The following is a 12591-nucleotide window of genomic DNA, read 5'->3' on the forward strand; positions in this document are numbered from 1 at the left end:
CAATGGAATTTAAATATATTTATCTTTTGATTGTTTTATTGCCTCTGATGGGCTCGGCAATTGCCGGTCTCTTCTGTCGGGTAATTAATCAAAAAGTCGCCCATACTGTGACGATTCTCTTTGTTGCAATCGCAGCTGCGCTTTCGGTCTTTGTATTAATTGAACACATGACAGGACGTGCGCCGATTTTTGATGAGAATCTCTATACTTGGATGAATACCGGTTCATTAAGTGTCGGTGTCGGTTTCATGGTGGATAATCTGACGGCGATGATGATGGTCGTGATTACTTCGGTATCAACGATGGTTCATCTCTACTCAGTGGGATATATGAAAGGGGATCCCGGGTATAACCGCTTCTTCAGCTATATTTCACTTTTCACCTTCTCGATGTTGATGCTCGTGATGTCTAATAACTTCATGCAGCTCTTCTTTGGTTGGGAAGCGGTCGGTTTAGTCTCTTACCTCTTGATTGGTTTCTGGTTTAAAAAGCCAACGGCAACTTATGCCAATATGAAAGCTTTCTTAGTGAACCGCGTTGGGGACTTTGGCTTTATTATCGGGATTGCTTGTGTGGCTTATATGACAAGCTCATTAACCTATACAGATGTATTTTCAAAATTAGATGGCGCGGCAAGCACGATTCACTTCTTAGGCACAGATTGGAATATTATGACCTTTGCGGCGGTATTCCTCTTTATCGGCGCTATGGGTAAATCGGCACAGGTTCCTTTACATGTTTGGTTACCAGATTCAATGGAAGGCCCAACGCCGATTTCTGCGTTAATCCATGCGGCAACGATGGTAACAGCAGGGATCTTTATGGTAGCGAGAATGTCGCCGATCTATGAATTATCAACAACGGCTCTGTCGATGATATTGATTCTAGGTGCGATTACTGCACTCTTTATGGGAATCTTGGGATTATTCCAAACCGATATCAAACGGGTTATCGCTTACTCGACAATCTCACAGCTTGGTTATATGACTGTGGCATTAGGGGCGTCAGCATACTCATTAGCAGCATTCCATTTAACGACACACGCATTCTTTAAAGCGCTTTTATTCTTAGGGGCAGGTTCAGTCATTATCGGTATGAGCCATGTTCAAGATATGCGTTATATGGGTGGACTTCGTAAGAAGATGCCAATTACTTGGATGACCACGTTAATTGGTTCACTTGCACTTGTTGGGATGCCATTCTTCTCGGGTTACTACTCAAAAGAAGGAATTATCTGGTCGCTTGAGCATAGTACGACATTTGGTTCAGGATTTGCCCATTTAGCGCTTGAGATCGGTGTTTTCTTAACCGCACTCTATACCTTTAGAATGTACTTCTTAGTCTTCCATGGTAAAGCGCGTTATACCGTTGATGAGTCTTTAGGACATGATCACCACGGTGATGATGAGAGTGTATTACCGGAAACACCAAAAGAGTCACCTTGGGTTGTCACATTACCGCTTATTTTGCTTGCGATTCCATCGATCATTCTAGGTTGGTATATGGCACCAATGATGTTTGAGAATACATTCCTTGAACACTCTGTCTATATCGATAATATCGTGAATCCTGCCACTGAGTTTATGAAAAATAATTTCCATGGCTCGTGGGAGATGACCAAAGAGGCTTTAACAGCACCAGCGTTCTATCTCACCTTAGCGGGGATTTTAACGGCATGGTATAGCTTCTTAATTCATCCAAAAGTGGCAGCAAAAGGCCGTGAAATACTTGAAAAAGCAGGTATTTACAAAGTATTTGAAAATAAATACTACTTTGATGATGTAAACCAAAAAGTATTTGCCAATGGGGCAGTGGCATTAGGTCGCTTCTTCTGGACGAAAATTGACGATAAGATTATCGATCAAGGAATCGTCTTCGGCGCGGCTCGTGTTGCCTCTGCTGTAGGTGCTGGTATTCGTCGCATTCAAACAGGGTTCATCTACCATATGGCTTTCTTAATGGTAGTTGGTTTATTGGCACTTATGACTTGGGTCGTATTTTTTAACTAGGAATAAACAATGGACACAATGCAAATCTCTTGGTTAAGTTTAGTCATTTGGCTTCCGATTCTCGGCGGACTCATTGTGCTTGCTGTGGGTAATGAGCCCACACGAGCTCGTTGGTTATCGCTAGCCTTTGCTATTCTTGCTTTTATTATTTCGTTACCACTACTATTCCTGTTTAATCCTGATGTCAGTGGCATGCAATTTGTGGAGCAGATGGTATGGAGCAGTGAGCTCGGCATCAGCTACCACTTAGGGGTTGATGGTTTTTCAATGCCCTTTATTGTCTTGACCACTTTCGTAACGATCCTAGTGGTCGTCGCAGGATGGGAAATTATCAAAGATCGGCCTAATCAATATTTTGCCGCTTTCTTAATCCTCGAAGGTTTAATGAACGGGATCTTTGCTTCAGTAGATGGGATTCTTTTCTATGTATTCTTCGAAGCGATGTTAATCCCGATGTTTCTTATTATCGGTGTCTGGGGTGGACCAAACCGTATTACTGCGGCTCTCAAGTTTTTCCTCTATACCTTCTTAGGGTCAATCTTCTTACTGATCGCATTGATCTACCTCTTTCTACAAAGTGGTAGCTTCGATATTATCGGTTTCCAAAATTTAGCATTAGCAGAATCAACTCAGAAATGGCTCTTCCTCGCATTCCTCGCTGGATTTGCGGTGAAAGTGCCGATGTTCCCTGTACATACTTGGTTACCTTCAGCGCACGTTGAAGCACCGACCGGAGGTTCAGTGATTCTAGCAGCGATTACCCTTAAAATCGGGGGCTACGGGTTCGTACGTTTCATGTTACCGATAGCACCTTTGGGCGCGGCTTATTTCTCCTGGTTAATCGTAGGATTAAGCGTGATCGCGATTCTTTATATTGCGCTTGTGGCACTAGTCCAACGTGATATGAAGAAGATGATTGCATACTCCTCTATCTCTCATATGGGCTTTGTAACGTTAGCGTTTATTCTCCCTGTGGCGATGTTAGGCGGGAATGTGCTTGATCCTGAAGCAATGCAGATGGCGCTTCAAGGCGGCATGATGCAGATGATCTCTCATGGTCTTGTATCTGCTGGGATGTTCCTCTGTATTGGTGTGCTTTATGATCGTATCCATTCACGTGAAATTGCCGATTACGGCGGTGTGATTAATAGCATGCCGGTATTTGGTGCCTTCTTTATCTTCTTTACGATGGCAAACTCAGGATTACCAGGGACATCAGGCTTTATTGGTGAGTTCTGGACTATTTTAGCGAGCTTCCACTACTCAGTTTATATCGCGATTCTGATTGCGTTATCATTGATTTTAAGTGCGGCTTACAATCTTTGGTTAACAAAACGTGTGATTTTAGGCGATATCGTCCATGAGCACGTAAGACAGATGAAAGATATCAATGGTAGAGAATGGTTCTTATTGGGTTCATTAGCTGTATTAATCGTATTATTTGGTGTTTGGCCAGATCCTATTGCGAATTTAATGCAATCAACAATTGATGGACTTATTACTCACTTGACAGGTCAATTCTAAAGGAAGTTAAAAATGAAGGAATTAAATCTGACAGATATGCTCGTTGCTCTTCCTGAGATCTTTTTAATGGGTATGATCGTTGTCATCTTGTTATATGAGAGCCTCAATAAGAACTCGAAGCAATCAATACTCTTCACGTTGAGTCTTATCGGGCTCTTCGGTGCAGGTATTATCAGTATCGTTTTATACAATGTCGATGTTACACAAGGTATTGTGATTAGTAACCATTTTTGGTTTGGTGAGATCAACTATAATCCGCTACTACTTGTCTTAAAAGTGGCGATGGTCGTGATAGTTGCTTTCGGTTTAGTCTATAGTTATGGACGTGCCGGTGAGCAAAATATCGTAACAGCCGAGTATTATGCATTAGTATTACTCAGCACATTAGGGATGCTAGTATTAGTCTCTGCGGCAAGCATGCTGATGGTCTATGTTGGCCTTGAGTTGATGTCTCTACCGATGTATGGTCTAGTTGCGCTTAATCGCCGTAACAATAAGAGTACTGAAGCTGCGATGAAATACTTTGTAATGGGAGCTATGTCTTCAGCGATCCTGCTCTTTGGTATGGCGCTACTCTATGGGGCAACAAGCTCTCTACAGTTCGAAGATATTCATGCTGTGATTGCCAATGGCATGACAGATAGTCAATCACGCTTAGTGCTCTTTGCAACCGCATTCCTCATTGTAGGAACGGTCTTCAAACTGGGTGCCGCGCCTTTCCATGGTTGGGTACCTGATGTTTATGAAGGCGCGCCGTTACCAGTTGCCATGTTTATTGGGGCTGCGCCAAAAGTCGCTGCTTTCATGATGGGAGTATGGATTTTATTAGGTGCGGTAGGTGAGCTTTCGGGGCAATGGCAACCATTTATCATCGCAATCTCTATTATCTCATTCATCATCGGTAACTTAGTGGCACTGAAACAAGATAATATTCGCCGGATGCTCGGTTATTCAGCAGTCTCTCATGCGGGTTTTATCTTATTAGGTCTACTAGTTACAGCGGAAAGTGATGCGGCTTTAAGTGCAGGGATCTTCTATGCCATCACCTATGCGATGACCACGACAGCCGCCTTTGGTTTTATGCTATCGGTGAAAGTCAATGGTAAGGAAGTGCAAGCGATTGATGACTTAAAAGGCTTTGCTCGCCAACATGCTTGGTATGCGCTTTTAATGGCAGCAATCATGATCTCTATGGGCGGTATTCCATTCTTCGTTGGTTTCTATGCGAAATTTGTGGTACTCAAAGCCGCCTTTAATGCAGGTTATATCTTTACTGTGATCATTGCGCTGTTAACCTCAGTGATTGGACTTTACTACTACTTACGAGTAGTCAAAGTGATGTTCTTTGATGAAGAAGTGCATGGTCGTGAGCTAACGATTGAAGCGACAGGTTTAAGCCGAGTATTCTTTAATGTGAATGCACTGGCTTTAGTTGTACTAGGTATCGCACCTTCTTTACTTTATGCTTTCCTTTAAGGAGCCGAAGTATTGAAATAGGGAGGATGAATCACCATATCGTTATATAGTGGTATCATCTACTTAGAAAAGAGTTCTGTCAGATACTGCGGTATCGGGAACTCTTTTTTATATATTTACCAAAAATTATCTATGATTTAGTAGTAAAAATAGTGAGGAGATTATGCAAGAGATTACGATAGGCGTTGTATCCATATCCGATAGAGCAAGCCAAGGCATTTATCAAGATGAAGGGATTCCACATCTTAAAGCGTGGCTGACAAAAGCGATTCGCAATCCGATTCGCTTTCATGAGTGTTTAATTGCCGATGAGCAGCCTCTAATTGAGCAAACACTCAAAGATCTAGTGGATAATGAACATTGTGATCTGATTCTCACAACTGGCGGTACAGGACCCACTAAGCGGGATGTAACGCCTGATGCTACATTAGCTGTGGCAGATAAAGAGATGCCGGGATTTGGGGAACAGATGCGGCAAGTGAGCCTTCATTTCGTACCTACAGCGATTCTTTCTCGGCAAGTTGGGGTGATTCGTAAAGAGACGCTGATTGTCAATCTTCCCGGTCGTCCCCGAGCCATTGAAGAGACATTAGCCGGCGTAAAAGATGAAGCAGGGAATATTCTGGTTCAAGGGATCTTCGCCGCGATTCCTTACTGCCTTGATCTGATTGGCGCAGGTTATGTTGAAGTCAATGAAGCGGTGACGAGTGCGTTCCGGCCAAAGAAGAAGTAGAAATTTCGATCGAAAAAGCATTAGAGACAAAAAGTGTTAGATATAAAAAGGGCGTATCCTGTAAGGCATACGCTCAATTTTTGTATTTTTTGTTCTATTTTATGAAATAGATGATGACTATTTGCATCCTACTTCATCAACTACTTTAATACCTTCTCTACATCAGATACTGAAACAGGTGTACCTTTATTACCCCAGCTGGTGCGAATAAAAGTGGCGAGATCAGCGATCTGCTCATCGCTTAATCTATCTGTTGCCATATCTGGCATTTCAAAAACAGTCGGGGCATGAGTCGTTCCATGGGAAATGCTACCTTGGGCAATAATATTAATGGCAGAGATAGGATTGGCATTTTGTAGAGAGGGATTGCCAGCTAATGCAGGGAATACCCCATCATAACCTAATCCCGTCGTTCTATGACAAGCGGCACAGGAGTCGATATAATGGCTCGCACCTCGGGCTGAGTCATCGCCGGAAACCAATTTTTCATGGGTACTTTCATCATAGACAAAGGCGGGATTATCGATCTCTACGGGTGTTAAAGATTTTAGATATTTAGCCATTGCTCTAATATCTTCTTCACTGCCATATTGTAGTGAATTATTAATGACTTCCTCCATACTACCAAAGACTGCATGATGTTTACTACGGCCTGTTGCAAGCAGTTCTGTCAATTCCTCTACACTATAATGGCCAAGCCCAGTATGATTATCGCCTCGTAAATTAATGGGTATCCAACCATCGATCGGCGCACTACCACCGCTTAAATAAGAGTTATCACTTTCACTATAACTTTTCTCATTAATCGCTAATCCTCTAGGTGTATGGCAACTTCCACAATGGCCTAAACCTTGTACTAGATAAGCCCCACGTGCAATTTCAGGATCACTATATTGTCCATCATCGAATGCTTTAGGTGTTTGTGAATAGAGTAAACGCCAAGCGGTCAGAGGCCAACGCATAGAGAGGGGCCAAGTGATACCATTGGCTTTCTCTGCGATATTAAGAGGTTTAACTCCATATAGGAAGTAAGCGTAGAGTGCTTTAATATCCTCCTCTTTTAATACGGCATAATCAGGGAAAGGCATTGCAGGATAGAGGGATTTCCCGTCTTTGCGAATCCCAAAACGAACCGCATTATCAAAATCGCTTAGTGTATAGTCGCCAATTCCTTCAGTTTTATCTGGTGTAATATTCGGCGAATAGAGTGTTCCAATAGGAAGCTCAAATGCAAGGCCGCCAGCAAATGGTTCTTCTGAGTTACTGGTATGACAAGAGGTACAATCTCCAAGTTGTGCTAAATAAGCACCACGCTCAATGAGTGCTGTGCTAGGTTCAACGGACTCTGTCGAAAGTGGGGATGTTGGTCCTTTATAGAAGTTAAGGGCTACAGCACCTATAACGCCAATCCCAATAATCGCGATGAGTGTACGCGAGATAACTGTTTTCGTTTTCATAATATTCCTCGATTTCCTCTAGTTGACTAATGGGCCAGGATTTTTAAGATAACGGGATTTAATCTCGTTAACAGAGTAGTAGGTTAATGCACCAATTAATCCCGTTGGGTTGTAGGCTAAGTTTTGAGGGAAAGCACTTGCACCATAGACAAAGAGATTGGGTACCTCCCAAGATTGCATATATTTATTAACGACACTATTGAGAGGACTATCGCCGGTAATTGCCCCGCCGGTAATATGGGTTGATTGATAATTACGGGTATCCCAGTTACCAGAAACGGGAGAGACAGTATAAGATTCTACATCGTCCATTGCGGCGCATATTTTCTCTAACTGTTTTTTGATATAAGCCCCTTGGCGGTATTCATTCTCTTTCCAATTAAAGGTTATCCGCGCAAGAGGTAGACCATAATGATCTTTATAAGTTGGATCAAGGTCGATATAACTATCACGATAAGACATTACAGAGCCTTCAGCACTTAAACTTAACATTCGTTGATAACCCTCTTTTTTACCCTGCTTCCATCCCTTTCCCCATTTTGGGGTATTAGGGGCTAGAGGTCCTTGTCCAATAGGTCGGCCACCGGTTGTGGTTGCGGAGATATAAGCACCACCAATAAAATTAGGCTCTCTATGATCAAAGTTCAAACCATTACAATCATCAATCACAATACCGGCAGCACCCGCACCGATGAAAGGATTATTGAGTGCGCCTTCTTTGAGGTAGACACTGGCATAAGTGTAATATTGATAAGCAAAGTTTTTCCCGACTAAACCTTCCCCTGTTTGTGGGTTATAAGGTTTGCCAATTTGGGAAACGAGTAGTAATTTCACATTGTGAATTTGGAATGCACAAAGTAGTACTATATCTGCAGGTTGGAAGATCACTTGACCATCACGATCGATATAAGTCACGCCTGTTGCTCGATCTTTAGTATCATTCGTATTAATTTTAATGACTTCGCTCTCGGTACGAAGTTCGAAGTTAGGATTGGGAATCAGTGCCGGTAAAATAGTCGTCTGAGGGCTTGCTTTTGAGTACATATAGCAACCAAAATCTTCACAGAATCCACAATAATTACAAGGCCCTAATCTTACTCCATAAGGATTGGTATAAGGTTCTGAAGCATTAGAGGCTGGAATAGGGAAAGGGTGAAAACCGACTTTTTCAGCCGCTTTTTTAAATTTCCCGCCCTTGAATAATGTTTTCAGAGCCGGTGTTGGATATTCTCCGGAACGAGGAGATTCAAATGGGTTGCCGCCCGGCATAATGCGGCCTTGAATATTTCCAGCAGTCCCTGATGTACCACAGACATTTTCAAAATGGGTAAAGTAAGGCTCAAGCTCCTCATAAGTCACAGGATAATCTTGAATTGTCATATCCTCAGGGATAAAATCTTCGCCATATTTTTGCGCATACATTGAGCGGATCTGCAGATCTTCGGGATAAGCACGCCAAGTCATACCATTCCAATGGAAACCACAACCGCCGACATCAGTGCCTAAGTAGAAAGAACCTAACTGCCGGTAAGGAACGGCAGTATCGCCGAGATTATAGCGAATAGTAACGGTACTATTTTTCATCTTTTGAAAGAGTTTGAAACGTTGAACATGGGCTAACTCATCAGCTACATTAGGATATTTTGCCCCCTCTGCTGTCGATCGATGTTTACCACGCTCAAGCGCAACTACTTTTAATCCTGCATCACTTAATTCTTTTGCCATAATAGAGCCAGTCCAACCAAGGCCTATGACCACAACATCTGTTTTAGGCATCGTTTTATCGGGAATTTGATTTAAAATTGTATTTGTCATCTTTATTTACCTCTTCTTCCAGCAATATCAACAGGGCTATAGGGATAAGGTTTTCCCGATCGTCCGGCATAATCCATAAAATCGGCTCGAGCCCCAGGAAAGCCTACGAGTTTCCAACCGATCATATTTTTATTTCCACCATATTGTGGATCAGAGAGGAAGCCTTCTTCCGTATTACGCCATAAGAGCGCAAAAAAAGTTGCTGAAGAGGAGATACCCTCTAAGGGGATCTTTCCGGCTTCCATCAGTTTCATAACATCTAGTTGTGTGGCCTCATCAAGTTCATGGAATTTTTTTTGATATTGCGCGTTAAGATATTGATTGATTTGTGTGATTGATTGGCGATATAGTTCATTAGGTGGAAACTGCTCTTGATAGCCTAAAGTCGCCGGTACATCGTAGTGGTAAGGACCACTCATATAGAAGAGCTCTCCACGGCCATACTCTGTTTGCATCTGCCGATCTAAAAACTCAGGCACGCCGGCAACAATTGCCCCACCGCCGAGCTCATCTTCAGGAATCAACTGATCTGTGATCGCTTTAATAAATTCCCACTCGTCAGCATTGAAGAATTGGGGTTGATATTCTCCTGTTGTGCCATCATTCTCATGGGCTAATGCCGAGAGTGGTACGAAACAGACAGAAGAGAGTGCCGCGGATGTTTTAAAAAATTTACGGCGTTTGGCGTTATACTCAGGCATTTTGTTGACCTCCATCATAAATGTATATTTGTACTTCATAATACGCCTTCAACTTGTAACTTATTGTTAATAGTTGGTTTTTTTATGTAAATCTTTTGGGTTTTTGAAAGTGAAATAGCAGTTTATTGTCAAAATAGGGTGAAGAAATAATTTTTAATTAAGTTTATTTATATGGCTTTGAAGAATGATTTTATTTTTCTACTAGCAAGGATTTAAAAGTCAACCATTGAGGGAATATTGGGAGATTGATCGCTTGTTTAAATGATTTATCTCGATCGTAAAAGCAAATACCCCAAAGCACCCCAGATACCTAAATAAGAAAAGGATCTTATGAAACGTCTACTCATCAGTTTATTGCTCTTACTACTTATTGTCGGTCTTGGCTTTGCGTACTATTTTCGGGATAGATTATGGTTGATTCCGATGTACTTTGATAAAGGGACAGAATCGCCGATTGAGATGGCAAAACAAGATCCTCATTTTTCGCCGATTGATCTCAAGGAGCGAGCAAGCGAGGCGTATGAATATGCTAAAGCGCATGATTTTGATTTAGAACATGTGATTTTGATCGACTTTGGCCGGCATTCTGGGACTCATCGCTTTTTTGTATGGAGTTTTGCCGAGCAAGCACCGGTGATTGAGAGTTTAGTGGCTCATGGTTATGGTAATAAAGGGTTTGAGAGTAGTAATCAGGAGATTGTCTTTAGCAATATTCCCAATAGTTATACCTCATCTCTTGGCAAATACCGGATTGGGGAACGGGCTTGGAGCAAATGGGGCATTCATGTTCACTATAAATTGCATGGCTTAGAGCCTACTAATGATAAGGCTTTTGAACGTTATATTGTGTTGCACTCATTTGATATGATTCCGGCAGAAGAGCAGTATCCTGCCTATCTTCCTTTAGGTTTTAGCCAAGGTTGTCCGGTAGTAGATGATGAAACCATGCGAAAAGTTGATGCATTACTACAAACTAAGCAGAAGCCTGTTTTATTATGGGCCTATTATCTTGAGTAGCGGCTTAGGAAATGCATAGAGGATTGTAGGGTAAAATGTGTTATTTTTGCCACAATACAATATTGCATGGGGAAGCGCTTTACTAGAGTAATATCGGTTCAAAATAAGCTTATTGAAATGCCGGCGCATCGGCTGATCGAGGCCAAGGAAGCTGTTCTATCCGGCATCTTGCAAGTGTTGTTTAAAATCATTTTTCTTAAACCAAATTGACTATAAAATCCCTGAGATAGTTCGATTAAGTGACATTCGACTCTCTCAGGGATTTTTATTCATTAGTAATGACAGATCAGTACTTTATTGTGATGAGATATGAAATATGTTTTCTGATCCTGAAAGCCTTTTTATGAGAAGAAGTTAATCAGCCAAGTGTGATAGGGGATTGCGACGATATCAATCAGGACGGCACCACTTAATGGTACGATCATCAGGGCTTTGGTAGAGATCACTTTATAGCGCTCACAGACAGAGGTCATATTGGCCATTGCATTCGGCGTTGCGCCAAGTCCATGCCCCATTAACCCTGAACACATCACCGCTGCATCGTAGTTTTTCCCAAGTAGAGGGAAGACGATAAAGATTGTCATCAGTAATAGCGCGAGGACTTGCAATACTAAAATAATCAAGAGCGGTAAAGCAACATCGCTCAGTTCCCAGATTTTAAGCGACATCATTGCCATTGTGAGGAATAAGCCTAAGGAAGCGCCGGAGATCAGGTCAATACTCTTCTCATGAATCGGAATCCATTCGAGGCGGTCATTGAGGTTACGTACCACAACCGCGACTAACATTGCACCAACATAGCTCGGTAACGAGAAGCCTGTTGCTTCCGTGAAAAGAGTAGAGGCCATCCGGCCAATAACCATAATAAAGAGAATGAGGGCTAACATTTTTAAGAAGGCAAATGTATCCACTGTAGTGGAGATCAGCGGATTCTCATGAATCTCCTGGGTAAAGGTGATATCACTATCTGCTTCAATTTTGACGTGATGTTTACGGATAAGGTAGCTCGCCACAGGGCCGCCGAGTAGACTGCCGGCAATGAGGCCGAAAGTTGCGGCAGCTAGGGCTGCAATCGTTGCAGAACTATGGCCTAACTCTTCGGCCATGCTACCAAAGGCAGCTGCACCACCATGACCGCCTGTTAATGAAACAGACCCAGCCATTACGCCAAGTATCGGGTTAGTATCAAGTGCCATGGCAATGCCTATCCCAAAGGTGTTTTGGAAAAAGGCAATAAACCAGCAGATACAGAGATAGATGAGCAGTAATTTTCCGCCTGAGCGAAGAATTTTAAAGCTGCCCCCTAAACCGACTGTGGTAAAGAATGCCACCATGAGATAGCTTTGAATACTGGTATCGAATTGGAAAGAAGCAAGTTCTAGACTTCTGAGTAACCAGATAATTAGACTGATTAAGAACCCCCCGATAACAGGTGCAGGGATACAAAATTTTTGTAACCATTGAATGCGTTTTTTGAGCTCACTACCACCAAGTAGGCAGAGAATTGTAAGAAGTAGTGTGCTGAGCACATCGAATTGTAAAATCATAATCAATGAAACCTCCAAAAGAAACGATAGCGGTCGTAGAAGGTACTATATAGCGCTTATTATTGTCATAAATATATCGTAAAGGGATAATTCATTGCGCTAAGCTTCGACAGACTATCTGATTGAAGGCAGTATTTGTACTACAAAACTGTAATAATTTATAGCAAAAAATAGTGTCAAAAACTGCCAAGTGAGAATTTCAACTTGGCAGCTTGAAGTTAATGATGGGGAGAGTGGATTAGCGGTGGAAGATAATCCTTATCCTATCATCCGTGAGTTTTGCGATTCATGACTCAATCACTCAATCACTTA

The 12591-nt window shown here is 42.2% G+C and carries 9 protein-coding genes; 5 read left to right on the forward strand and 4 right to left on the reverse strand.

All coding sequences use genetic code 11. The features are described 5' to 3' along the window. Positions 1-2: 2 nt before the first annotated feature. The 4 genes from nuoL (at position 3) to mog (ending at position 5742) form a co-directional block, all read left to right on the forward strand. On the forward strand, positions 3-2009 hold the full coding sequence (nuoL, locus tag WMO13_RS00310; protein WP_026878786.1) for an NADH-quinone oxidoreductase subunit L: 2007 nt from the start codon (positions 3-5) through the stop codon (positions 2007-2009). Positions 2010-2018: 9 nt separating this feature from the next. Continuing rightward, positions 2019-3533 (forward strand): NADH-quinone oxidoreductase subunit M, encoded by a 1515-nt coding sequence (locus WMO13_RS00315; RefSeq protein WP_270049109.1) that lies wholly within the window; start codon positions 2019-2021, stop codon positions 3531-3533. 12 nt (positions 3534-3545) lie between these two features. Continuing rightward, complete coding sequence (locus WMO13_RS00320) at positions 3546-5009, forward strand: NADH-quinone oxidoreductase subunit N (RefSeq protein ID WP_051396192.1); 1464 nt, start codon at positions 3546-3548, stop codon at positions 5007-5009. Between the two features lie 163 nt (positions 5010-5172). Further along, complete coding sequence (mog, locus tag WMO13_RS00325; RefSeq protein ID WP_026878789.1) at positions 5173-5742, forward strand: molybdopterin adenylyltransferase; 570 nt, start codon at positions 5173-5175, stop codon at positions 5740-5742. 140 nt (positions 5743-5882) lie between these two features. Here mog and WMO13_RS00330 read toward each other — a convergent pair whose 3' ends face one another. From WMO13_RS00330 to WMO13_RS00340, 3 genes are read right to left on the reverse strand one after another with little or no spacing between them, the layout of a single operon-like run. Then, complete coding sequence (locus tag WMO13_RS00330) at positions 5883-7199, reverse strand: cytochrome c (RefSeq protein ID WP_084331469.1); 1317 nt, start codon at positions 7197-7199, stop codon at positions 5883-5885. An 18-nt stretch (positions 7200-7217) separates the two neighbouring features. Then, on the reverse strand, positions 7218-9014 hold the full coding sequence (locus WMO13_RS00335; RefSeq protein ID WP_245601154.1) for a GMC family oxidoreductase: 1797 nt from the start codon (positions 9012-9014) through the stop codon (positions 7218-7220). A 2-nt stretch (positions 9015-9016) separates the two neighbouring features. Further along, positions 9017-9754 (reverse strand): gluconate 2-dehydrogenase subunit 3 family protein, encoded by a 738-nt coding sequence (locus WMO13_RS00340; protein WP_156923262.1) that lies wholly within the window; start codon positions 9752-9754, stop codon positions 9017-9019. A 291-nt stretch (positions 9755-10045) separates the two neighbouring features. Here WMO13_RS00340 and WMO13_RS00345 point away from each other — a divergent pair, with 291 nt between their 5' ends. Then, the gene (locus WMO13_RS00345; RefSeq protein WP_026878793.1) at positions 10046-10732 is read left to right on the forward strand and encodes a murein L,D-transpeptidase catalytic domain-containing protein; all 687 of its coding nucleotides are present in this window, start codon (positions 10046-10048) and stop codon (positions 10730-10732) included. A 341-nt stretch (positions 10733-11073) separates the two neighbouring features. On the opposite strand, the gene gltS is transcribed toward WMO13_RS00345, so the two are convergent. Next, positions 11074-12279, reverse strand: a complete 1206-nt coding sequence (gene gltS, locus WMO13_RS00350; protein ID WP_026878794.1) for a sodium/glutamate symporter — start codon at positions 12277-12279, stop codon at positions 11074-11076. Positions 12280-12591 lie beyond the last annotated feature (312 nt).

Source organism: Ignatzschineria larvae DSM 13226 (genome assembly GCF_038500265.1).
GTDB classification, from domain to species: Bacteria; Pseudomonadota; Gammaproteobacteria; order Cardiobacteriales; family Wohlfahrtiimonadaceae; genus Ignatzschineria; species Ignatzschineria larvae.

Coding starts and splice junctions, on each gene's coding strand:
- gltS (WP_026878794.1), bottom strand. CDS start 12,279: ATGATTTTACAATTCGATGTGCTCAGCACACTACTTCTTACAATTCTC.
- nuoL (WP_026878786.1), top strand. CDS start 3: ATGGAATTTAAATATATTTATCTTTTGATTGTTTTATTGCCTCTGATG.
- WMO13_RS00340 (WP_156923262.1), bottom strand. CDS start 9,754: ATGAAGTACAAATATACATTTATGATGGAGGTCAACAAAATGCCTGAG.
- mog (WP_026878789.1), top strand. CDS start 5,173: ATGCAAGAGATTACGATAGGCGTTGTATCCATATCCGATAGAGCAAGC.
- WMO13_RS00315 (WP_270049109.1), top strand. CDS start 2,019: ATGGACACAATGCAAATCTCTTGGTTAAGTTTAGTCATTTGGCTTCCG.
- WMO13_RS00335 (WP_245601154.1), bottom strand. CDS start 9,014: ATGACAAATACAATTTTAAATCAAATTCCCGATAAAACGATGCCTAAA.
- WMO13_RS00320 (WP_051396192.1), top strand. CDS start 3,546: ATGAAGGAATTAAATCTGACAGATATGCTCGTTGCTCTTCCTGAGATC.
- WMO13_RS00330 (WP_084331469.1), bottom strand. CDS start 7,199: ATGAAAACGAAAACAGTTATCTCGCGTACACTCATCGCGATTATTGGG.
- WMO13_RS00345 (WP_026878793.1), top strand. CDS start 10,046: ATGAAACGTCTACTCATCAGTTTATTGCTCTTACTACTTATTGTCGGT.